The following is a 22,316-nucleotide window of genomic DNA, read 5'->3' on the forward strand; positions in this document are numbered from 1 at the left end:
ATTTTTTTAACAAGGCTTTCAACTTAATTGTTATAAAATTTTACTTCTATTTTTCAAAATAAATTTCATTCTTATTTTCATTAATCTTCAAAGTACATTTTGCTCCCATCGGCATTGTTACCAAATCAGGCTTTTCATGTCCACTTTCAAGTCCATAAATTACAGGCTTTTCATAATCCTTGAAAAAATCTTTTAAAAAGTCCATTAACTCATAATTTTCTCCATAAGTATTCTCACAGCCTGCAAAATTTCCAAGTAAAACCGCATTACAGTCTTCAAATTTTCCAGCATATTTCAAATGTGTCATCATTCTGTCAATCCTGCTGATTTCCTCTTCAATTTCCTCAATAAAAAATATTTTTCCTTTTGTATCAATTTCATAATCTGTTCCTAAAGTTGTAACAATTATTGAAAGATTTCCACCAGTTAATTCACCATTTATTTTTTTATTTTCAAAATCCTTTTTATACAGAAGTGACGTTTCTTTTTCTGCTCCAGTTTTTTCATCTATTGGATTTTCAAATAACCATTTTTCATCTTTTTTCTTATCCAAGGCATTAAAAAAAGATTTTTTTGTAAACTCATTAAAATCATTAAACATATTTGATTTTACCATAGGCCCATGAAAAACTCCCAAATTACACTTCTGATTGAAAGCAATGCTCAAATTTGTAACATCGCTATAACCCACAAAAACTTTAGGATTTTTCTTTATTAATTCATAATCCAGCTTATCCAAAAGCTGAGAAGCACTAAATCCACCCTTCACACAAAAAATCCCTTTAATTTCACCATCAGAAAAAGCCCTATGTAAATCTTTTGCCCTAATTTCAGGCGTTCCCGCCATATATCCTCCAATATTCTCAAAAAGACTCTCCCCTAACACTGGCTCAAAATCTAAGTTTTTCACAACTTCCTTACATTTTTCAATATCTTCCTCAAAAATAGGAGAAGAAGTGCATACTAAAAACACTTTATCTCCTTGTTTTAATGGTTCCGGAAAATTCATCTTTAAACTCCTTTTTTATTTTTTCAAGTTTTTATCTTTATAAATTGGCTATATTATTATTTATTACTACTATTTTCTATTTAAACGGCAAAAATCAATTAAAACCATTTTTTACAGTTAACATAACTATTATAGATTCTAATTTGTTTTTACAAGGTTTAGTATAAACAATATTTTAAATATTCATTTTGTAAATTTCAATTTTAAAAACAACCTTTGTAACAATCTTTCTTATACTTCCAGAATTATCATTTTCGGAAACATTAAGTTCAGGCTTATGCACATCATTTGGGAAAAATACAAACACATCCCCAGTTTTCATAACTACATCAAATGCTTTTTCACCTTCCAGAATTACCAAATCCTTTTCAGAATCAAAGCTCTTAACTTCCATATTTCGAATATCACTAATTGCAACTTTTTCAGTTCCATTAATCATAATTTGTACATCCAAATATTTTTTATGGCTTTCCCAAAATTTCTCATTTTCACTTTTTGTAAAATATTTTCCTACATTCATTTTAATGTCATTATATCCTACATCATAACTTCCATGTACAAGCGATAAAATTTTGTTCTCATTTTTTTTCGCAAATTCAATGCAAAATTGAATATCCTTTGCCAAACTTTTGTTTTGCACTTCATCATTCATATTTGTAAAAATCATTTTTTACACTCTCCTTTAAAAAATCACAGCTAATTCTTAACTGTGATTATACCCTTTTTTATTAAGAATTTCAATAAAAAAACTTATTTAAAAATTTGTTTACAGCATTTCAATCATCTTTATTTTTTCTAAAATTCCTTTTTCTAAAATAATTTTGTCAATTTTACTTTTTAAATTTTCATCATAAAAATTTTCAATTACTGCAATTTCACTATTTCTATCCAAATTTTTATCCCAGAATTTTTGGAAATATGGACGTAAAAATTTGTTTATTTCAAGCACAGCCTTCTTTTCTCCTTTATTTTTCACGATATTTTGCAAATGTTCCAAAACAAGTAATTTTGTTTCATCAAAAGTTTGAATTGTGTTTATTCTGCCAGTCTGCAAAAATTCCCTTGTTTGTGAAATTAACCAAGGATTACCGATTATGCCACGTGAAAGTATTATACCGTCAAGGTTGCACGGAGTTATTCTTCGTTTTATTTCGGAAGGTTCAAATAAATCGCCGTTTCCAAAAAAATGTATATTTCTTGGCATTTTGCTTAGTTTTTCAACAATTTCCCAGTTGGCAGTTCCAGAATACATTTGTTTTTGAGTCCGTCCATGAACACAGATAAAATCAAGGTTATGCTTATTTGCCAAATTTAAAAATATTTCAGGATTGTCAAAATCCTTATAGCCAACACGTATTTTTATTGAAATTTCAGCACCAATATCTTGCGTTTCCAAAAGAACCTGATTAACTAAGTTATAGTTTTCAAGAAGTGCCGAGCCAGCTCCATTTTTTATAATCTTAGGCTGTGGACATCCCATATTTATATTAATTTTTCTAAATCCCAAATTTTTCAGCTTTAAAATTCCCGAAACCAACTCATCCTTATCTCCACCAAAAATTTGTGTTCCAGTTTTTTGCTTATTATCACATTTCAAAAGCTCATTTAAAGTAATTTCATCCTCACGATTCAATAAATTCGCATTTACCATTTCTGTAAACAAAAAGTCAGGCTCAAATTTTTCAAGTATTTTTCTAAAAGAATAATCAGTAATTCCGGCCATTGGAGCAGTGTATATTTTCATTTTCTCTCCTGTTTTTTATTTTACATTATATACTTAAAATGAAAAAAAATCAAATTGAGAAAATTATTTATACTATTTCCCATTTAAAGAGTAGAAATCAAAAATTCATGAAATTAAAGTTATTTTTTTACATGATTATGCTATTATACAATCTATGTAACTATTAAAATATCCTTTAATTAAATTTTATCATTAACTATCCATATAAACGATTTTTATTTAGATTTTAAAAAAAAATTTAGTACGTTTTCAAATTTAATTTTTATTCATTTTTTAATCAAGATTTTCAAAAATAACGGTTATTTATTTACTATAAATAAAAACATAAAATATTTAAAAAAATAGTTGACATATCAATTTTTTTGTTGTATAATTAGATCGCAAAAACAAAGAAAGTCATTTACCATAAAATTAATAAAATAAATTTTTACTAAAAATAATTACAAAATTAAATTATTACAATTGAACTTTAAGAGCATTTATTCTATTAATAAAGGAAGTACATAATAAAAACAATTATATTTCCTACTAAATTAAAAATAAAAAATAAGGAGTGATTTAAGATGAAAAAATTAGTTTTAGGAATATTTTTAGTGTGTGGAGTTTTAGGATTTTCAAGATATGTTGTACGATGCAGAGTTACAGATGTTAATTCCAGCTATTCAAGATGCAGAAGTTTAGATTCAGGTAAATATTTCACATTTACAGATGGTATTTTTGATAGGCTTGAAGAAGGCTATACTTACACAGTTGAATTTTATGGAAATGGCTATAACAATTTATACTTAGAAGATGCAGAATTTGTTGACTAATAAACAATTTATAAAATGATGCTGTAATAAAAAAAATGACTTGCTTTGTAATAGAAAACTCTTGTAAAAAATAAAATTAGAAGGCACTTGGAGAAATAACTTTAAAAAACTGCTCTCTGAGTGTTTTTTATTTCCAACTTTATAAAAGGATTTACTAAAACGCTTTGCTGCTTCCTTTAAAATTAAGTAAAGCTGAGATTTGACATTTATAAAAATCATAGTATAATGTTTGTAATAGAAAAAATACTAATAATTTTATAAACTTAAAAATTTTTTTTAACTATTTAATAAATCAAGAAAATGGTTAATGTCTGGAATGAAGCCTCAAGTAATGCTGACTTTGATACTTTGGAAAAAATTTTAGGGGATAAAATTGAATATTACCAATCCTCTGTTACTAAAACGTACTATATTTCCGATCAGAAGAAATTTTTTGAAAATAATCCTGTTTATGGGCAAAAAATAAAAGGAGATATTACTGTTACACAAATTTCCAATAAGCAGGCAAAAGCGGAATTTGTCAAGGAAGTTACAACTAAAAAAGGTACAAAAGAATATCCTTCCTATCTTGTTTTTGAAAATGTAAATGGTGAATGGAAACTGATTTTGGAAAGCGATTTGATTTCTGATAAAAATGCTGAAAATAAACAAAAGCGTGTTCCTGAAAATCCTAATAAATCCACATACAAATATGATGAGCCAGTTACAATCGTCGGAACTTTTGGAATTAAGGAATTTGAAACAGAAACGGGAATTCAAAAACCGTATGTTTTAAGGTTAAGCTCGCCAATTACAGTAGTAGCAAATGGAGGGGACGAATTTAACGAAACAGAAACCAGTCAGAGCATAATCCAGATGTCTCCCTTGGAAGAACATATAAACTATTTAAAATCACGCAATGCTTATGGTAAACGTATTCAAGTTACAGGTTCATTTTATCATTCTCATACAGGACATCATTTTACACCTGTTTTAATTTCTGTTTCTGAAGTTAAAATTTTAAATTAATAAATACAAAAACTAGCTGTTTTATTTAAAATGTAAGACAGCTTTTTTTATTTTCTGAATTTTTTAGACAGTTTGAATATCTTCAAATTCTTTTTCAAAAAAACAGAAAATTTATTACTTTAAAAATTTATGTAATTTACTATTGACTTTTTTTGAAAATATGAGTTATAATCCGAATATAACAAATAACAGAATTTAAGTTACTGTTATAAAATTTTGGTATATATATTCTTTAAAGGAGAGGATTACTATGAAAAAAAATAAAAAATTAATGTTACTTGCAATCTCCCTGCTTGCTTTGCTAAGCTGTACAAGCAATAATGGAAAGGGCAACCTAAAAACAGGCATTGGCGGAACTATTAGAAACAGTGGAAGCGGAAATGGTAAAGGTTCTGGAAATCCAGCAGTTACCAATCCAACTTCACCAGGTTCTCCAGCTAACCCAGCAACCCCAAATCCTGCAACACCGTCAATAAGCACAAATGCAAGATTTCCAAAAATAAATCTCAGTGCAATTCCTAATTCAGAATTAGACATTTTTGCATATAAAATTGCTGGAGAAAAACTGGACGCACCTAAAACTGCCAGCAAAACTCACTATGAAGTCAAGGACAGGGAAGTTGGATTTTACTTGAACCGTTCAGCTACAAAACCGCTTACTATAGCTACTTCAACAACAATGGATGTAAAAGCAGGTGGAGGAGCAATGGCATTTTTTGAAGGAACCAGCGTTTATAATGGAAACACACACTTTTTTACGGATCCTCAGGAAGCTGTTAAGCATTACTTGACAAAACTTATACACAATGCTGAAAAATTGACATTCAATATGGAACCTAATTCGTATTTATTCGTACTTAAAGGCGTAGAGGTAGAATTGTCTAAAACTGATGTTTCAAATCTTCTTGCCAAAATTCCTGCAAATCAAAGGCCGACAATTAATGGTACTGGCTATAAATTAGTTAAATTTGATAATTCCAGACTTTTTGTAGACAAGGATGTAAACTTGGATGATCCTAACGACTTGTATAATAAAGTAGATGTTACAAATTCTACTTTCACTATTAATTCTGGTAAAACAATTACTGGAACAAAAGACAATCAAATTGGAATTAAAGGACTGTATGGATTTGAATATGAATTTGTTCCAAACGATGTGAACTATAACCGTGGTACTATCGATATGAAAGGTAGCAACTCAATCGGAGCATATGGTACTGCGTCAAACTTTAATAACCTTGGAACAATCTCAGTTGGAAAAAATTCAGCTGCAATTTACTGGAGTGCAGAATCTGAATTTGACTACGGACTGCTTGGACCTTCTGCTCCTATTCCGCACAATTCTGCAAGAAACGACGGAGATATTCTGCTCGGAGAAAATTCTACAGGAATGTATATGGACAAGCCTTACTTTGACAACAAAGGATTTATTGCAAATTTAAATAATGGAAAAATTGAAAGTACAGCAGCCAATGTAATCGGAATGTGGGCAAATGTCCGTAACCAGAAGAAAGATCCTACAGCTTCAGATACTCCACAAGACGTAATTGGAAGTGTTGGTGAAATTAATCTTTATGGAGATAAGTCAATTGGAATCTATGCTGGCGGAGATGGTGCCTATAATGCAGAAAATCAAAAATATTATGGTTCTAAAGGAAAAATCAGAATAGGTGATTCATCTGATAGAAACAACCCAAGTATGGGAATGTACAGCGATAATCCAAATGCAAAAATGATAAATAACGGAATTATAGAAATCGGTAAAGATTCAATCGGTATGGCAGGAATCAACGGAAATACTTTAGAAAACAAAGGAACTATCAACATCACTAAGGATGGCGGTATCGGAATGTACTTGGCAAATGGTTCTAAAGGTACAAACAGCGGTACAATAACTACTGTTGGAACTCCAAAAGACGCAATCGGTGTAGTTGTTGGAAAAGATTCTGAATTTACAAATAATGGTAAAATCCACATTGAATCTGCTGGCGGTGCAGGAATTGTTGTTGCTGGCGGAATAATTAAGAATTATGGAGATATTGAAGTTAGTGGCGGTGCCGTAAGAGACCGTGTAGACAACACAAGAACTATTAAAGTTCTCTCAAGCAAAACAAAACCAATCAACGGAGATTTGGGAGTTTACGTAGACACATTAGGAAAAACAAAACCAATTGAAGGTCTTTCAAACTTAGGATTACAAAGTGCTGACTTGTTAATCGGTGCAGAAGCTACTGAAAAAACTAACGCTACTGAAGTAGCAGTTGGAAATGAAGTGCTTGATCTATTTAACAAATCTATTCAATCAAGCAATATTGCAAACTGGAATGTAAAAACTGGTTCTTTAGTATGGGAAGCTGATTCAGAAATTAAAAATAACAAAATAGAAAAAGTTACTTTGAAAAAACAATCCTATGCAAAATTTGCAGATAGTGAAACAACTGCAGAAGTGGCTAATGGGCTGGATGAAAAATATACTGGAACTGCGGCAGATTCAAAAGACAAACAAGTATTCAATTACTTAAATACATTGAGCGACAGAAAGGCGTTGGCAAGAACTTACCGTGAAATTAATGGAAGTCAATATATCAATGTTCAACAAAGAATTGCACAGACTGATAATATTTTAGACAACAAACTTTCTGCTTTACAAAAAGAAAATGCTGATAAATCTGGACATCATGTTTCTACTTTCTTTAACAGGGATAAACATGAGGCAAGAACGCCAGAATTAGCAGATTCAAACAGCTCAGCTTACGGAATTTCATATTTATTCAATAATGCTGATGCAAAACAGGGAATTTATGCTGGAACAGTTATTAACAACTTCAAATTTAAAGACAATGGAAAATCAAAAGAAAATGTAACAATGTTTAAATTAGGTGCTTACAAGACATTTGACTTAAATAATCTTGAATGGACTTTAAGCGGAGATGGATTTGCTTCTAAAAATGATATGAAGAGAAGATTTGTAATCGGAAATAATGTTTATGAAAACAAGGCTAACTACAATGCTTACGGATTTGCAATCAAGAACGAATTAGGAAAAACTTTCCAAGTTGGAGAAAATGTTACAGTCAAACCTTACGCTGGTCTAAAACTTGGCTATGGTAAATTTTCAAAAATTAAGGAAAAAGATGGAACTTTAAATATGGAAGTTAAAGGAAGCAATTACTATTCTGTAAAACCATCTGCAGGAGTTGAAGTTGGATATTCCGCTCCAATTACAGAAAACACAAAATTCAAAGCATCTTTAGGACTTGGCTATGAACATGAACTAGGAAAAGTTGAAAGCAAGGTGAACGAAGCTAAATTTACGAATACAAGCACTAAAATCAACTTAAAAGGCGCAAAAGACGAAAGACGTGGAAATTTCAAGAGCAATGTAAAAGTAGGATTTGAAGCAGGAAACTTTAATTTTACAGTAAATGGTGGATATGATACAAAGGATAAGAATTCTCATATTGGTGTAGGACTTGGTGTTTCATTCTAATTTATTTTATATTTGATTTTAAAACAGAGACAGGATAGTATCTTGTATCTGTTTTTTTATATAAAAATTTTTTAATTATATTCAATTCTGCATAAAATGTGAGTTTGTAAAAATCAAAGAAATTTAGATTTGAACAATCGTGTAATTATATTAATTATATTGACTTTTTTAAAATTCATAGTATAATGAATATCGAAGAAAAACATAATACTTTACTAATATTTTTATAAATTATAGAAAATCTATGAAAATAAAAATTTGAATTTTAGAAACGAACAAAGGCAATGGTTAAAAATCAGAACAAAGAAAATAGAAAATTCAAATAACAGTGAAGGTGGAAATCCTGGAACGGGAGGAAGATCTGATGCAAACATTGAAATAATAACTTATCAAAAATTTACAAAAGGCAGGTTAATTGAATTTGCAAGAATGCATGACAATATGGATTAAAAACTTTAAAAGAAAGGAGCTTGTATAATGTAACCATATTATACAAGGAAAAAATAAAAATGAAAAATAAAATTTTAATATTAGGAATGCTGGCTCTAATGTCAGTAAACGTAAATGCTGGATGGATAAAATATAGAGATAAAGCTATAAATGAGTTAAAATATGCTATAAAAAATACCAATACTCAGAATTACAGCAATTATCAAAGTTATTATTATGATAATGATAGCTATGATGATGATTATGATGATAGCGACAGCGATTATGACGATGATCACGATTGCGGCTGTGATGATGGCGACTACGATTATGATGATAGTGACTATGATTATGATTATAATTATGATAGCTATTACTATTATTAAAATTTATAAGATTAAATAAATCAATTATGGTAAACGAATTCAAGATACAGGTACATTTTACCACTTCTATACTGCACATAATTTTACACTTTTATTAATTTTTAGTTTCAGAAGCTAAAATTTTAAATTAATACTAAACCCCATTTGAAAAATAAGAAACATATGTTATTTATTTTCTAGCAAACCCATTATTTTAATGGGGAATAATATCAGACAAATAAACTTAGGAAGGATGGGTTACTATGAAAAAAATATTATTTTTATTAGCAATATTACTTTGTTCATTTACAATAATGGCAGATTTTGAAGATGAACCAATTGAAATTCAATCAGGCTATTGTGAAGGAAGGGGAAAAATTTTAAATAGAGAAGAAGATCTTCCATATGTAGGAATTACAACTACATATTCGCTATGTCGAATTAATGGTTTACGATATAAAAATATCAAAGTGATAAGAGAAGCTAGAGTTGTTGTTCCAAAACGTGGAGGTTTTGATTTAAAATCAAGAGAAGATTATACTGATGGATCATTTTGCATGCAAGTAGATTACGATAACAGGATTTTAAGAATTTTTCATCCTTTAGACGAGTTATGTGAAGGAATTGAAAGAGAAAAAAGATAATAAAATTATTTTAACAGGGACAGGATAGAATTTGTTCCTGTTTTTTTGTATGAAAATTTTATTTTCTAAAAATTAAATTTATCTTTTTTTCTATTTTTCTACATCTAAATATATTAAAGTGCTTGAATAAAGCTATTTTTTTTATATATATTGTATATGACTTTATAACAATTTTATGGTATAATAAAAATCAAAGGAAAATAATAAATTATTAAAGAAAGGAAGATTTTAAAATGAAAAAAATATTCTTATTAGCATTAATAACTTTTTCTATTTCATTTTTGAGTTATACCAAAGCTGAAGAAACAGGAACTAAAACATTTGAAAATGTTACAGGTTATTGCGAGAATGGAAAAGTAACCAGCATTAAAGAAGCGGATACTGAGAATTATCTTGCGTATGTAAGAGTAACGTATCCGTTATGTAGAATAAATGGATTGCGATACAGAAATATAAAATTTTCATATCGTACAAGAGAAGAAGCTGATTATGTTGCAAAACAAGTAAGAAATATAAATTTGAATGGATATGACATTGAAATCAATTATGATACTAGAACAATATACACCAGATATTAATATTTAAATTTTTTCAAAGTCAATAGTTAGAAGCTATTTTAATTGAACTGCACTCAAAATCTTGTATACAAAAAAGATTAAAAGTGCGGTGTTTATTTTTATTACTTAAAAAAAATCCTTCTTTTATTTTCGATATTAGACCTGTTCGATAACCTAAGTTTTTTTATTTCATTTTTCTTAATAAATCTAATATTTTCTGTGGAATAGAACCATTTCCTTCCATTGCCACCACTATTGACGGGAAGTTTTTCGGAAATGCCAAATCTTCAATTCTATTTTCCACATCTAGTGTTATCTCGTTCTCTTTTCCAGCAGATATTTTATTTTTTGTGTCAGGATCTATTATTATTAATGAAGCTAATGCCAGTAAATCTAAATATTCGCTAGCTTCCAAAATTTTATCAGCACTAGTTATGTCTCCTGCTCCAATTAATAATGCACGTCCATCTATAATGGATTTTATAACTTTATTAATTGATTGCCCCTTACATTCTCCTAAATAGGCTTTGCTGGCATAGGCACGATTTCCCTAAAGGGATGTGTAAATGCAGTCTACTCCCAATCTTACTACTTCATTGATTAAATACAAGCTGTCGTCAAGTAAATAACCAATTTCTTTGCCGTGAATTTCTTCAGGTGAGAGCCTGTAGCCAACTATGAAATTATTTTCATCATCCCTTTACATTATTTCAAATTTCATTATTATTATAACTCAAAATTTAAATTTATCAATTTTTTTCACTAAAACATTTAATTCCTCAAGATAAAATATTTTCAAAGTGAAAATAAACTTAAATAATAGAATAATATAGTACAATATATTGAAAATAAATATTTTCTTATTAAGGAGGAGTCAATATGAAAAAAGTATTAGCAATTATTCTGTTATCATTATTAACAGTAGTTTCTTGCACGACTGCCACTGATGGAACGAGAAAGGTTAGCAAAACTGGAATCGGTGCAGGAATTGGAGCAGCTACAGGAGCTATAATTGGACAGGCTATTGGAAAAGATACAAAAGGTACATTAATTGGTACAGCTGGAGGGGCTGCAGTTGGAGCGGCTATTGGAAATATTTTTGACAGACAGGAAAAAGAATTAAGAAATAAATTAAAAGGGACAGGTGTAGATGTAAAAAGAACTGGTGAAGGCGAAATCAAATTAACAGCGCCTGAAAATATCACTTTTGACATAAACAGCTATGTAATCAAGCCGCAATTCAGAAATACACTGGATTCAGTGGCAACTGTGCTAAAGACTTACCCTGACTCAACAATCATAGTATCAGGACACACAGATACAACAGGAAATGATGCGATTAACAATCCATTATCTGTAAACCGTGCAAGTTCGGTAGAATCTTACCTTGAATCACAAGGTATTTCAAACTCAAGAATAACTTCACGTGGTTATGGAAGCAGACAGCCAATTGCAAGTAATGCAACAGAAGCTGGAAGAGCTCAAAACAGAAGAGTGGAAATTGCTATAATTGCAAATCAAAAATAATTAAACAATTTTTAGGGGTTTTTTCAAATTAAATTTTGAATTAACTCCTTTTTTTACAAATTTTTAAAATCAAAATTTAGGAGATTTTTATGAAAAAAAATATATTATTAAAATTTATGCTGTTAATCGGAACTTTGTTAAGTTTCACATTAAATGCTGGAAATAAGGAAAATTTTAACAATTTTGAAAAATTTTCATTCAGGATGTCAAATAATCCAGATTATATAAGCTACAGAATAATAACAGGCAATGGAGATAAGTATCCTGTGCAGCTGAATGTGGGAAACTATCTGGCTTTTATGCCTTCGAGATATGCAGCAGTCAATGTTTATGAATTTTTATCTGATACCTTGAAAAAAGATTTTAAAATTATAAAAATAAATAAAAAGGGAAAAATAACGGATCAGTCTAAAATTATAAAATATTCTGCAAATGATTTTTTTCTAAACTATAAAGATAACGTGGATTTTGAAAAAGCTGAACTAAAGTCGCTAGGAATGGTGTTTGCAGGAGTAAAAAATGTAGGAACAGGAGAATACAAGATAACTGCTTATGGGAACAAGGGAATTTCTGGAGGAATTGACAGTAAAGGGCTAAATTGGTTAAACTTGGCGTTTATTCCGACGAATTCAGCATTTTATATAAAAATGACTAGCGATAAAAGTTTAGTGTGGAGTCCAAATCGTGATTATAACAGTATTCAATACACATTTTCAGTTGAGAATGAAAAAATAGTAGCCGTGGATAAAAAAGGAAAGCATTACTTAACTATCTATCAAAAGGGTGATTCTCTATTTGTCGATATGAAAAAATATAATCTTGAATTCCGTATAAATCAAGCTGAAAATCAGTTAGAATATTGGATAAATCATAAGTTAAAATATGTAGAAAAATATCAGATTATGTAATTAAACTTATTTGGAAACTATATATATTTAGAATTTAATAAAACAAAGCAAGGGGGTTCAATCCCTTGCGAATAATATTTATTTCATTATTTCCAAATTTATATAATTGGTTATCGAACAGACCTGTTGTAATTTATGTATTTTTAAAGGTTTATTTCAACTGTTGTATTTGAAGTATCGTTTTTCAGCAATGATTCCAATATTTCTATACTTTTTTTAGCTAATTCTGAAAAAGGCATGTTATAAGACACTATTTTCTCATCAATAAATCTTATGATTTCATTATCTTCAAAAGTTGCAATCTTTATGTTTTCAGAATTTATGTTTAATTCTTTTAAAACCTTTAAAAATCCTAATGTCATTGAGTTATTAGAAATATATATGGCATCTATTTCTCTTTCTAAAATTTCTTTTCCCAGATTATAGCCGCTTTCTAACGTAAAATCTCCATAAAGCACTAATTTTTTGTCATACTTGATCCCATTATCTTTTAGGGCTTTTTTGTAACCATCTAATCTTTCCTTTGCTGTACTTATAGTTTGAGGCCCCGCTAAAAATCCTATTTTTTTCTTTCCATGTTTTATAAATTTTTCTACAACTCCGTAAACTGAATAAAAATTTTCAAAAAATACTCCAGGCATCTGTTTATCTATTTTTCTGTCAATCAGTACTAATGGTATTTTTGAAGATGTCTGATCAAAAAAATCAATTTTATCGTATGAATTCTGAGTTACTGCAATAATTACCCCTTTAACTCTCTGCTCTATGAATAATTCTATATATTTTGCCTGTAATTCGAAGTTTTCATTTGAACATCCCAGAATAATATTTAAATTTCTTCTGTTTGCTTCATTGACTATTCCATCCATTATACTTGCAAAATATAAGTTTTTTATATCAGGAATTATTATCCCTATTGTATTATTTTCCTTTTTAGAAAGATTTCTTGCAATTATGTTAGGATAGTAATTATTTTCCTTTATAATTCGATTTATTCTTTCCTTCGTTTCTTCTCTTACGTTGTCATTATTATTAATTACTCTTGAGACAGTTGCAACGGAAACATTTGCCAGTCTCGCTATATCCTGTATTTTCATAGTACCACCGTTTCATTTTTATTTCATACTATTTTACATTTTAACGGTGTGTTTGTCAAATTTTTATTTTGTAACTAATTTTAATTCAACAGGAATATTTTTTTCAACTTTTTCTCCATTTAAAATTTTTGAAGCTGTTTCTACTCCGAAAATTCCAATCAATTTAGGCTGTTGAGCTACTGTTGCACTCAGTTTTCCATCCTGCACTGCCTTTACAGCATCTTCAATCGCATCAAATCCTACAATAATAATATTTCTTTTAGAAGCTTCAATCGCTTTTAAAGCACCTAATGCCATTTCATCATTATGGGCAAAAACTGCCTGTATTTCAGGCTGTGCCTGCAATATATTTTCCATAACTGACAGCCCTTTCGTTCTGTCAAAGTCTGCTGTCTGTTTTGCCACTATTTCTAATTTTCCATTTACAGCCTTATTAAAACCTTCTCCACGTTCTCTTGCCGCTGTTGTTCCTGCAATACCTTCCAATTCAACTACTTTTCCTTTTCCACCTAATTTTTCAATAATAAAGTTTCCTGCCATTTCTCCACCCTTTACATTGTCAGAAGCAACGTGAGCTACTACTTCTCCGCTGTTTGCCGCTCTATCTAGAGTTACTACAGGAATTTTAGCCTCATTGGCTATTTTGATGGCATTTCCAACTGCATCTGAATCTGTAGGATTAATTAATATTAAATCCACGCCTTTTGTAACCAAATCTTCAACACTTGATAATTCTTTAGCCGAATCATCCTGTGAATCAATGATTATCAGTTCATAATTCAGTTCTTTTGCTTTTTCTTCAATCCCTTCCTTTAACGTAACGAAAAAAGGATTATTAAGAGTTGAAAGAACTACACCAATTTTTTTACTTTTCCCATTTCCTCCAGATTTATTTCCGCATGCAAAAAGCAATACAAATAATAAAACAGATAAAATTATTTTTTTCATAAAAATACCTCCCAAATTTTATTTTTTATTTGATTTCATATCTATAATTACAGCGATAAATATTACCAGTCCCTTTATTATCATCTGATAATAAGCCGTAACATTCAATAAGTTAAGCGCATTAGATAAAACCCCTATTATCAGCGCACCTATCAATGTCCCTCCTACAGTTCCTATTCCTCCTGAAAGGCTTGTTCCTCCTAATACTACCGCCGCAATCGCATCCAGTTCATAGCCGTCCCCTGCTGTAGGCTGTGCCGATGACAGTCTTGAAGCAATTATTATTCCAGCAATCGCTGAAAACACACCACTTAAAATATATGCCATTGTTTTAAATTTTACAGTATTTATTCCTGAAAGTTTTGTAGCTTCTTCATTTCCTCCAATAGCATAGATATATCTTCCAAACCGCATATTTTTCAATATATAGCCCATTATCAGATATATTATTATCATCAATATTACAGGAATAGGAATTCCTAAAACATATCCGTTTCCTATGCTTTCAAATATTTTTGAATTTTCTGCTATTTTTATAGGCTTCCCATTAGTTGTTACCAATGTAAATCCTCTAAGAACAGTCATTGTCACTAGCGTAATAATAAAAGGCTGTAATTTTAATTTTGATACCACTATTCCGTTGAAAAATCCAAAAATTCCTCCTAAGGCTATTATGATCAGAATAACTGCAATTCCTGGAAGTTTATTTTGAAGAAGCAGAGCTCCAATGGCTCCTGTTAATGCCAGTATAGATCCTACTGAAAGATCTATTCCTCCTGTCAATATTACTAATGTCATACCTACTGCTATAATTGCATTTATAGAAGTCTGTCTAAAGACATTCAGTAAATTTAATCTTGTTAAAAATCTCGGATTTACAATACTGATTAAAATTGAAAATATTATTAATCCTATTAGAGATTTATTTTTTAATATTTTTTCCTTTAACTTATACATTTGTAAGCCCCTTTCCTTTGAAATTTTATAATGATACGACTGCCGCCTTCATCAATTTTTCCTGTGTAACTTCCTTTCTGTCAAATTCTGCAGTGATTTTTCCATTGGACATTACAAGTATTCTGTCACTTAATCCAATTATTTCAGGCATTTCAGAAGAAATAAGTATAATTGAAATTCCTGTTTTCTTCAATTCATTAATCAGCAGATAAATATCTCTTTTAGCTCCCACATCTATCCCTCTTGTAGGCTCATCAAGAATAAGTATTTCAGGTTCTGTCATAAGAGCTTTTCCAATAGCTATCTTCTGTTGATTTCCTCCACTTAGATTTTTTATCAGCTGTTCCATCCCTGGAGTTTTAATTTTAAATTTTGAAATATAGCTGTCTACTAATTTCTCTTCTTTTTTAAAATTAATTTTTAGGAACTTATTTTCAAATCTTCTTATTGCAGACAGGGACATATTCTCCTTTACACTCATTCCCAGTATTAATCCATCTTTTTTTCTATCTTCGGAAACGTAAAACAAATGCTGTTTCAACGCTTCTTCTTCAGAATTTATTTTTAGATTTTTTCTGTTTAAAATAATTTCACCTGAATCTTTTTTTATACTTCCCATTAACGTCTTGCAAAGTTCAGTTCTTCCTGCACCTACTAGTCCTGAAATTCCTAAAATTTCTCCTTTTTTCAGCTTAAAACTCACGTCATGTACATACTTATTAGAAATATTTTTTATTTCTAAAATTTCATCTCCTAATTCTATTTCATCTCTTGGAAAATAGTTTTCAAGTTTTCTTCCAACCATTAATTCTATTAACTGATTTTCATCTATGTCTGAAACTTCTTTCTCGTCTATATATTTACCATCCCTAAATATTGTAATGTCATCACATATTTCAAAAATTTCTTTAAGTCTGTGAGAAATATAAACTATGCCTGCACCTGACTCTTTTAATTCTTTTATTATCTTGAACAATTTTTCTGTTTCCTTTTCAGTCAGCGCATCTGTAGGCTCGTCCATTATTATGAGCTTTGCATTCTGAGACAGCACTTTGGCTATTTCTACCATTTGCTGCTCTGCAATACTTAGTTTTCCTACTTTTGTATAAGGATCATAATCCACTCCCAGTTTTTCCAATATTGTCAAAGTTTCCATTTTCATTACCTTATAATCTATTTTTCCAATAGAGTTGACTATTTCCCGTCCTAAAAATATATTTTCCATAATACTTAATTCAGGCAGCAGATTTAATTCCTGATGGATTATACCTATCCCTGCTTCTATTGAATCTGTTATTCCTGAAAAGTTAATATTTTTGCCTTTGTAAACAATCTCACCCTTATCTTTAGTATAAATTCCTGTTATCACTTTCATTAAAGTTGATTTTCCTGCACCATTTTCTCCTGCTAAAGCCATTATTCTGCCTTTGTAAACTCTGAAATCAACATTATCTAAAGCAATAACTCCAGGAAAAGTCTTAGTTACACCCTTTAGTTCCAATAATTTTTCTTTCATCAGAAACCTCCATTTAAAATACTACTCCCGACTGTAATATAATATTAGCATAAGGAGTAAATTCTCCTGTCCTGATAACTGCTTTTGATTTTTTTACAGCTTCTTTAAATTTTTCGTGAGAAATAAAATTAATTTTAATATCCCTGTCTCCAAACAGTTTCATTATTTCATGATATATTTTTTTGCTATTTTCCGAAGCATTTTCAAGCTCTTCAGCTATTGTAACTTCTTCTACTTCAAGTTCTGAAACGACTGCTTCCAAAACTGGCATAAAATTAGGAATACCTTTAGATACAGATAAGTCAATTCTTTCTACTCCTTCGGGAATAGGCAGCCCTGCATCTCCTATTGTTATTGTATCTGTATGTCCCAGTTTTGAAATTACATATGATATTTCGGAATTTAACAATAAACTTTTTTTCATATTATACTCCTTGTAAATTTTATTACTTTTTCTTCTGTTATGTAACCGTTTACATTTTTGAATAATATAAAAACATACATAATTTTTTTCTAATTTTTCTTAACGAATTCTTCTATTTCATCTTTTGTAGGAATTGAACTTTGTGCTCCCTGTCTTGTTACAACTATTGCTGAAACTGCTGTTGCATATTTTATTGCCTTTTCTGTATCTCCGGAATCGCATATTTTCATGGCAAATGCTCCAATAAAGGAATCTCCTGCCGCTGTTGTATCTACTGCTTTTACCCTATATGCACCATACTTATTAATCTTATTATTTTTATCAAAAAAGTTGCAGCCTTTTTCACCTAACGTAAGAATAATATTTTTTATTCTGTGTTCTTCTTTTTTATGAAGCATTTTTTCAGCATATCCTTCATCGGAAATTTTTATTTCAAATATTTCTTCCATTTCAGTTTCGTTAAGTATTAAATAATCTGTGTTATGAAAAATTCTATCATTTAATTTTGTAGCGGGAGCTGGATTAAATACTGTGATTTTCCCAAGTTCTTTGGCTTTCAGAAGACAAAATTCAACTACAGGCAAAGGAATTTCATTTTGTAAAATTACTATGTCGTTTTCTGCTATTACATTTATTTTATTCTGAATATCTTTTTCTGTAATTTTGAAATTACTTCCTGGAATAACAATGATATTATTATCTCCATTTTTATCTACCGTTATTATTGCTCTTCCTGTTAATTCATCACTTTTAATGACATTGTCAGCTTTAACTCCATTATCAGTTAAGTTTTGAATTAATTTTTCCCCTTGGCTGTCCTTTCCTACCATTCCTATCATTTCTGTTTCCATCCCAAGTTTAGCCACTGCAACAGCTTGATTTGCACCTTTTCCTCCACAACTTTCGTAAAATTCATTTCCAAAAATCGTTTCTCCTAGTTTAGGCAATTTTTCCACCTTTACAGTCATATCCATATTTAAACTTCCAATTACAAGTGCTTTTTTCATTTTATCACCTCCTGTTATACAAAATTTTAATTTCAAAATGTAACCGCTTACATAACTTTGTTATTATGAGTATACCTCATTTTTTTGAAAATGCAAGAGCAAAATGCAAAATAAATTTAAAAATTATTCCACATATGAATAAATACAGCTTTTCAATACTAAAATTAATATTTTCTCAAATTTTTCTAATAAAAAAACTGCACCTCAGTCTTGTTTATGTCCAAGATTTTGGGTACAGTTCATTTTTTTACTCCCCTGCCATTTCCTTTGACTTTTCTGTACAAGCCTTAACAGCTTCCATTACAGTTCCTCTAAATTTACCATCTTCCAGCACTTTCAAGGCGGCAATTGTAGTTCCTCCTGGAGAAGTTACCTCGTCCTTTAAAACTCCTGGATGTTTTTTTGTTTCAAGCAGCATTTTAGCTGAACCCAAAACTGTTTGAGCGATAATCTCATATGCCTTGTTTCTTGGCATTCCTTCCAGTACCCCGCCATCCGCAAGAGCTTCTATAAATACGTAAACATACGCTGGCAAAGAGCCACTGATTCCGGTATAAGCGTGCATAAGTTTTTCCTCAATTTCAATACTTTTCCCAAAGCTGTCTAGCAATTTAAAAATCACACTTTTTTCATTTTCCTGAATATTTTGATTAAAAGAAACTGCCGTCATTCCTTCCATTACTTGAGCAGGCGTATTTGGCATAGTTCTAATAACTTTTTTGTCAGTTCCAATAATATTTTCAATAAAATTAATGCTAATTCCAGCAGCAATTGATAAAACAATCGTTTTTTCCGACAAATCATTTTTTATTTTCTCCAATACTTTTGGAACAATATTTGGTTTTACAGAAAGAACGAGAATATCACTTTCCTTTGCAAGTTCATTTTCATTTTTCGCTTTTTTTACACCATATTCTTTTGACAATTTTTCAATTTTTTCCTTATTTAAATCAAAAATAGCTATATTTTTATTTTCAAGAAAGTTTGAAGCTGTAACTCCCTTCAATATAGAACTTCCCATATTTCCTGCTCCAATAATTCCTAATTTCATTTAATTTTGCTCCTTTTTCTGATATTTTTTAAAAAATCCATTTTAGAAATATTTAATACTAAATCCCATTTGAAAAATAGAAATGATATTTATTTATTTTCTGACGAGGAATCTTGATTCCTTGCTAAACATAATGTATAACAAATCTGTTATTTTAATAGAGAATATTATAAATTCCAATCTTAAAAAAGTTTCAAATATGTATTATTTACTATTTCTAAAAATTTTTTTACTCTTTTTATAAACCGTTTCACTAAATCCCAACTTTAAATTTACAAGGCAAGCCACTACAAAAAAATAGTCCGAAAGTCTATTTATATACTGAAGCCCAATTTTATTTATTCCTTCACCTGCTTCAATTACGGCAATCATCTTTCGCTCCAAATTACGCACACTTGTACGCATCATATGAAACAAGCTAGAAATTTTGCTTCCACCTGGAATTACAAAACATTCTAATTTGGGCAATTGCAGAATATACTCGTCCATTCTCTGCTCAAGCCACTCCACATCACCAATCTGCTGCTTGTATTCCCGCAAGCCTTCAGGTACCGCCAAATCACTTCCACAGTCAAAAAGCTGCTGCTGAATATTTTCACATTCTTCACGGATTTCCCCAAGCACACTATTTAATTTTTCATCTTCACGAATTTCTGCCACAATAACTCCAAGCAGCGAACAGACTTCATCCATCGTTCCATACGCTTCCACTCTCACATGAGTCTTGCTCACACGTTCTCCGCCAGCAAGTCTTGTAAAACCTTCGTCACCATATTTTGTGTATATTTTCATAAATATCAACTTCCTTTTCTCAGTTTAATTTTTAATTAATCTATAAATAATTGGACTATACTCAAAACTTTAGACTACTTTTAATAACACAAGTTGTACTTTCTCTAATTATTCTATAATTCCATCATATCTTTCTTTAAACTCAAACATTTCCATTACTTTTGTTCCCAATTCCAAATTTGTTGGTTTTTCTAGAAATATATGTTCAACTATATTTCCATTCTCGTCTTTAAAAGGTGAATAGCCTCTTCCATCTTTTTTCATTAAAAGCAAACTATACTTATTTTCAAAAAATTGAAATCCAATATTATTGTATAAATTAACAATTTTTAAATTAGACGAATAATTAAAATATTTTTTATGCCATTCTACATCAATTTCATTTTCAATTTTTTTCTCATCAGTTTCATTTAATGCCCAAAATATAAACTCTCCTATTTTTTCATTATTATTTTTATCTAGATAGGAAATTATTCCATAATCTTTGTACATAGTTAATCCTATTTTATTTTTTCCTGATGGTAATATTACCATTCTAAAATTTTTTTCTTTCTTTTCTTTGTATATTCCTACTGATAATAACATTTTTATCTCCTACTTCAATGATATTGCTTCAACTTTTTCCAATAATCCCACTACCTCAATATGCCCAGTTTGCGGGAACATATCCACAGGAGTAACTTTCTTTAAAACATACCCATTTTCAGCCAAAATTTTCACATCTCGTGCAAAAGTAGCAGGATTGCATGAAATATAGACAATTTTTTCGATTTTATTCTGCACAACGCTCTTTAATGCTGATTCTTCGATTCCTCGTCTTGGCGGGTCAAAAACTATTGCTCCGACATCTTCTCTCTTCAAAATTTTTGGCAGTTCCTTCTCAACTTTTCCATTTACAAATTCTACATTTTGAATAGAGTTTTCATAAGAAGTCAGTTTCGCAGCGAGTGTTGAACTTTCCATACTTTCAATTCCAATAACTTTTTTTATATTTTTTGAAAGCATCATCGCAATTGTTCCTGTTCCTGAAAATGCGTCAATTACTATTTTTTCGTAGATTTTATCAGTATTTTTATTTTCTTCATTCAAAAAGTTTATTGCAACATCATAAAGTTTTAGTGCCTGTTTTTTATTAATTTGAAAAAATGAATTTGGATAAATTTTGAATTTTAATCCGTCCATTTCCTCTTCCAAATACTGACTTCCAAATAAATGAATATTTTTACCTAAAATTACATTATTCTGTTCAGTTTTTACAGAAATATAGATTGATTTTATGCAGTCATTCTCATCATACATTTCTTCCAGCACTTTTGAAAACTGATTATACTGCGAATTTTTATTCACTACAACAACTATCATAACTTTATCTTTTCATTATTTCTAACCATTATCTGCTTCAAAAATCCAGTATTATTCACTTCGTTAAAAACTTTAAATTCCTTTTTTGTACCTGCAAAACTATTTACTTTCTGCAAAAATTTATCAATAATTATTTTGGCAATTTCTGACTTTAGAAGACTTTCTTTAGCTGAAAATACATTGTGGGACTTTCTTGAATAAAATCCTGTCAGAATAATCCCATTCTTTTTGAAAAATGGCTCAGCTGTCTTATTTCTATAATTAATTTTTTTATCACTTCCAATAATTTTGCTAATTTTTACCTTTTTCAAATCAATTTCAGCAATCTTTGTCAACACTTCTTCAAGCATCTTATCCTTATATTCAAGCTGTTTCTCGTATTTAAGCATTCCAAAATCACAGCCATCAAAATCCTCAAAACTAATTTTGGACAAATCCTCAATCCTGTCCTTTGATGGTTCAATTATCCTAGTTATAAGCCCCCTCGCATACGACTTTTTAACCGAAATAATCTCGATTTCTACCTTATCTCCTGGCACACTCATCGGTACAAATACTGCAAATCCATCAATTCTCCCAAGTCCTTCTCCACCAAACACTATTTTTTCTATTTCAATTTCCAGTTTTTGCCCAACTTCATAATTATTTTTTATTTTATTCATTTTATTC

Annotated in this window: 22 protein-coding genes and 1 pseudogene; 9 read left to right on the forward strand and 14 right to left on the reverse strand. The window is 29.8% G+C overall.

All coding sequences use genetic code 11. From position 1 onward, the window contains the following. Window positions 1-46 precede the first annotated feature (46 nt). The 3 genes from HW275_RS02245 to HW275_RS02255 all read right to left on the reverse strand — a co-directional run bounded on the left by HW275_RS02245 (window position 47) and on the right by HW275_RS02255 (window position 2,753). Entirely contained in the window at window positions 47-1,009 is a 963-nt protein-coding gene (locus HW275_RS02245; protein ID WP_178934773.1) for an LD-carboxypeptidase, read from the reverse strand. Window positions 1,010-1,184: 175 nt separating this feature from the next. Next, window positions 1,185-1,676 carry a YhcH/YjgK/YiaL family protein gene (locus HW275_RS02250; protein ID WP_178934775.1) on the reverse strand — a complete coding sequence of 164 codons (492 nt, stop codon included), beginning with the start codon at window positions 1,674-1,676 and terminating at the stop codon, window positions 1,185-1,187. A 99-nt stretch (window positions 1,677-1,775) separates the two neighbouring features. Beyond that, complete coding sequence (locus HW275_RS02255) at window positions 1,776-2,753, reverse strand: tRNA-dihydrouridine synthase (protein ID WP_178934777.1); 978 nt, start codon at window positions 2,751-2,753, stop codon at window positions 1,776-1,778. 563 nt (window positions 2,754-3,316) lie between these two features. Here HW275_RS02255 and HW275_RS02260 point away from each other — a divergent pair. The 7 genes from HW275_RS02260 (at window position 3,317) to HW275_RS02290 (ending at window position 10,079) form a co-directional block, all read left to right on the forward strand. After that, complete coding sequence (locus HW275_RS02260) at window positions 3,317-3,565, forward strand: hypothetical protein (RefSeq protein WP_178934779.1); 249 nt, start codon at window positions 3,317-3,319, stop codon at window positions 3,563-3,565. A 300-nt stretch (window positions 3,566-3,865) separates the two neighbouring features. Next, complete coding sequence (locus HW275_RS02265) at window positions 3,866-4,573, forward strand: DUF4431 domain-containing protein (RefSeq protein ID WP_255459985.1); 708 nt, start codon at window positions 3,866-3,868, stop codon at window positions 4,571-4,573. 250 nt (window positions 4,574-4,823) lie between these two features. Then, window positions 4,824-8,063, forward strand: a complete 3,240-nt coding sequence (locus HW275_RS02270) for an autotransporter domain-containing protein (protein ID WP_178934781.1) — start codon at window positions 4,824-4,826, stop codon at window positions 8,061-8,063. A 258-nt stretch (window positions 8,064-8,321) separates the two neighbouring features. Continuing rightward, window positions 8,322-8,513 (forward strand): hypothetical protein, encoded by a 192-nt coding sequence (locus HW275_RS02275; RefSeq protein ID WP_178934782.1) that lies wholly within the window; start codon window positions 8,322-8,324, stop codon window positions 8,511-8,513. 59 nt (window positions 8,514-8,572) lie between these two features. After that, window positions 8,573-8,878, forward strand: a complete 306-nt coding sequence (locus tag HW275_RS02280; RefSeq protein WP_178934784.1) for a hypothetical protein — start codon at window positions 8,573-8,575, stop codon at window positions 8,876-8,878. A gap of 242 nt (window positions 8,879-9,120) precedes the next feature. After that, window positions 9,121-9,501, forward strand: a complete 381-nt coding sequence (locus HW275_RS02285) for a hypothetical protein (RefSeq protein WP_178934786.1) — start codon at window positions 9,121-9,123, stop codon at window positions 9,499-9,501. Window positions 9,502-9,734: 233 nt separating this feature from the next. Continuing rightward, window positions 9,735-10,079, forward strand: coding sequence for a hypothetical protein (locus tag HW275_RS02290; protein ID WP_178934788.1), 345 nt, complete (start codon window positions 9,735-9,737; stop codon window positions 10,077-10,079). Between the two features lie 163 nt (window positions 10,080-10,242). Here HW275_RS02290 and HW275_RS02295 read toward each other — a convergent pair whose 3' ends face one another. Further along, complete coding sequence (locus HW275_RS02295; RefSeq protein ID WP_178934790.1) at window positions 10,243-10,473, reverse strand: hypothetical protein; 231 nt, start codon at window positions 10,471-10,473, stop codon at window positions 10,243-10,245. Window positions 10,474-10,937: 464 nt separating this feature from the next. On the opposite strand from HW275_RS02295, the gene HW275_RS02300 reads away from it, so the two are divergent. Together HW275_RS02300 and HW275_RS02305 are read left to right on the forward strand one after the other, a co-directional pair. After that, window positions 10,938-11,585, forward strand: coding sequence for an OmpA family protein (locus HW275_RS02300; RefSeq protein WP_178934792.1), 648 nt, complete (start codon window positions 10,938-10,940; stop codon window positions 11,583-11,585). Between the two features lie 89 nt (window positions 11,586-11,674). Then, a complete protein-coding gene (locus HW275_RS02305) occupies window positions 11,675-12,493 on the forward strand; it encodes an oligoendopeptidase (protein WP_178934794.1) in 819 nt (272 codons plus the stop codon). Window positions 12,494-12,636: 143 nt separating this feature from the next. On the opposite strand, the gene HW275_RS02310 is transcribed toward HW275_RS02305, so the two are convergent. The 10 genes and pseudogenes from HW275_RS02310 to rlmD form a co-directional block, all read right to left on the reverse strand. After that, a complete protein-coding gene (locus tag HW275_RS02310; RefSeq protein ID WP_178934796.1) occupies window positions 12,637-13,590 on the reverse strand; it encodes a LacI family DNA-binding transcriptional regulator in 954 nt (317 codons plus the stop codon). Between the two features lie 63 nt (window positions 13,591-13,653). Then, complete coding sequence (rbsB, locus tag HW275_RS02315) at window positions 13,654-14,538, reverse strand: ribose ABC transporter substrate-binding protein RbsB (protein WP_178934798.1); 885 nt, start codon at window positions 14,536-14,538, stop codon at window positions 13,654-13,656. An 18-nt stretch (window positions 14,539-14,556) separates the two neighbouring features. Further along, window positions 14,557-15,495: a ribose ABC transporter permease gene (locus HW275_RS02320; protein WP_178934799.1), complete on the reverse strand. Its 939-nt coding sequence runs from the start codon at window positions 15,493-15,495 to the stop codon at window positions 14,557-14,559. A gap of 25 nt (window positions 15,496-15,520) precedes the next feature. Further along, a complete protein-coding gene (rbsA, locus tag HW275_RS02325) occupies window positions 15,521-17,011 on the reverse strand; it encodes a ribose ABC transporter ATP-binding protein RbsA (RefSeq protein ID WP_178934800.1) in 1,491 nt (496 codons plus the stop codon). Window positions 17,012-17,024: 13 nt separating this feature from the next. After that, on the reverse strand, window positions 17,025-17,435 hold the full coding sequence (gene rbsD, locus HW275_RS02330) for a D-ribose pyranase (RefSeq protein ID WP_178934801.1): 411 nt from the start codon (window positions 17,433-17,435) through the stop codon (window positions 17,025-17,027). Window positions 17,436-17,524: 89 nt separating this feature from the next. Beyond that, a complete protein-coding gene (gene rbsK, locus HW275_RS02335) occupies window positions 17,525-18,442 on the reverse strand; it encodes a ribokinase (protein ID WP_178934802.1) in 918 nt (305 codons plus the stop codon). 247 nt (window positions 18,443-18,689) lie between these two features. Continuing rightward, window positions 18,690-19,493, reverse strand: coding sequence for a pyrroline-5-carboxylate reductase (gene proC / locus HW275_RS02340; RefSeq protein ID WP_178934803.1), 804 nt, complete (start codon window positions 19,491-19,493; stop codon window positions 18,690-18,692). Window positions 19,494-19,697: 204 nt separating this feature from the next. Continuing rightward, entirely contained in the window at window positions 19,698-20,285 is a 588-nt protein-coding gene (locus HW275_RS02345) for a cob(I)yrinic acid a,c-diamide adenosyltransferase (RefSeq protein WP_178934804.1), read from the reverse strand. A 108-nt stretch (window positions 20,286-20,393) separates the two neighbouring features. Next, window positions 20,394-20,870, reverse strand: a complete 477-nt coding sequence (locus HW275_RS02350; RefSeq protein ID WP_146960876.1) for an osmolarity sensor protein EnvZ — start codon at window positions 20,868-20,870, stop codon at window positions 20,394-20,396. Between the two features lie 9 nt (window positions 20,871-20,879). Continuing rightward, window positions 20,880-22,309 (reverse strand): annotated as a pseudogene (rlmD, locus tag HW275_RS02355) (23S rRNA (uracil(1939)-C(5))-methyltransferase RlmD). Between the last annotated feature and the right edge of the window lie 7 nt (window positions 22,310-22,316).

This window comes from Leptotrichia sp. oral taxon 223 (genome assembly GCF_013394795.1).
GTDB lineage: Bacteria > Fusobacteriota > Fusobacteriia > Fusobacteriales > Leptotrichiaceae > Leptotrichia.

What these genes read in the sequence shown, in the direction of transcription:
- HW275_RS02245 (WP_178934773.1), bottom strand. Translation starts at nt 1,009, where the DNA reads ATGAATTTTCCGGAACCATTAAAACAAGGAGATAAAGTGTTTTTAGTA.
- HW275_RS02250 (WP_178934775.1), bottom strand. Translation starts at nt 1,676, where the DNA reads ATGATTTTTACAAATATGAATGATGAAGTGCAAAACAAAAGTTTGGCA.
- HW275_RS02255 (WP_178934777.1), bottom strand. Translation starts at nt 2,753, where the DNA reads ATGAAAATATACACTGCTCCAATGGCCGGAATTACTGATTATTCTTTT.
- HW275_RS02260 (WP_178934779.1), top strand. Translation starts at nt 3,317, where the DNA reads ATGAAAAAATTAGTTTTAGGAATATTTTTAGTGTGTGGAGTTTTAGGA.
- HW275_RS02265 (WP_255459985.1), top strand. Translation starts at nt 3,866, where the DNA reads ATGGTTAATGTCTGGAATGAAGCCTCAAGTAATGCTGACTTTGATACT.
- HW275_RS02270 (WP_178934781.1), top strand. Translation starts at nt 4,824, where the DNA reads ATGAAAAAAAATAAAAAATTAATGTTACTTGCAATCTCCCTGCTTGCT.
- HW275_RS02280 (WP_178934784.1), top strand. Translation starts at nt 8,573, where the DNA reads ATGAAAAATAAAATTTTAATATTAGGAATGCTGGCTCTAATGTCAGTA.
- HW275_RS02285 (WP_178934786.1), top strand. Translation starts at nt 9,121, where the DNA reads ATGAAAAAAATATTATTTTTATTAGCAATATTACTTTGTTCATTTACA.
- HW275_RS02290 (WP_178934788.1), top strand. Translation starts at nt 9,735, where the DNA reads ATGAAAAAAATATTCTTATTAGCATTAATAACTTTTTCTATTTCATTT.
- HW275_RS02300 (WP_178934792.1), top strand. Translation starts at nt 10,938, where the DNA reads ATGAAAAAAGTATTAGCAATTATTCTGTTATCATTATTAACAGTAGTT.
- HW275_RS02305 (WP_178934794.1), top strand. Translation starts at nt 11,675, where the DNA reads ATGAAAAAAAATATATTATTAAAATTTATGCTGTTAATCGGAACTTTG.
- HW275_RS02310 (WP_178934796.1), bottom strand. Translation starts at nt 13,590, where the DNA reads ATGAAAATACAGGATATAGCGAGACTGGCAAATGTTTCCGTTGCAACT.
- rbsB (WP_178934798.1), bottom strand. Translation starts at nt 14,538, where the DNA reads ATGAAAAAAATAATTTTATCTGTTTTATTATTTGTATTGCTTTTTGCA.
- HW275_RS02320 (WP_178934799.1), bottom strand. Translation starts at nt 15,495, where the DNA reads ATGTATAAGTTAAAGGAAAAAATATTAAAAAATAAATCTCTAATAGGA.
- rbsA (WP_178934800.1), bottom strand. Translation starts at nt 17,011, where the DNA reads ATGAAAGAAAAATTATTGGAACTAAAGGGTGTAACTAAGACTTTTCCT.
- rbsD (WP_178934801.1), bottom strand. Translation starts at nt 17,435, where the DNA reads ATGAAAAAAAGTTTATTGTTAAATTCCGAAATATCATATGTAATTTCA.
- rbsK (WP_178934802.1), bottom strand. Translation starts at nt 18,442, where the DNA reads ATGAAAAAAGCACTTGTAATTGGAAGTTTAAATATGGATATGACTGTA.
- proC (WP_178934803.1), bottom strand. Translation starts at nt 19,493, where the DNA reads ATGAAATTAGGAATTATTGGAGCAGGAAATATGGGAAGTTCTATATTG.
- HW275_RS02345 (WP_178934804.1), bottom strand. Translation starts at nt 20,285, where the DNA reads ATGAAAATATACACAAAATATGGTGACGAAGGTTTTACAAGACTTGCT.
- HW275_RS02350 (WP_146960876.1), bottom strand. Translation starts at nt 20,870, where the DNA reads ATGTTATTATCAGTAGGAATATACAAAGAAAAGAAAGAAAAAAATTTT.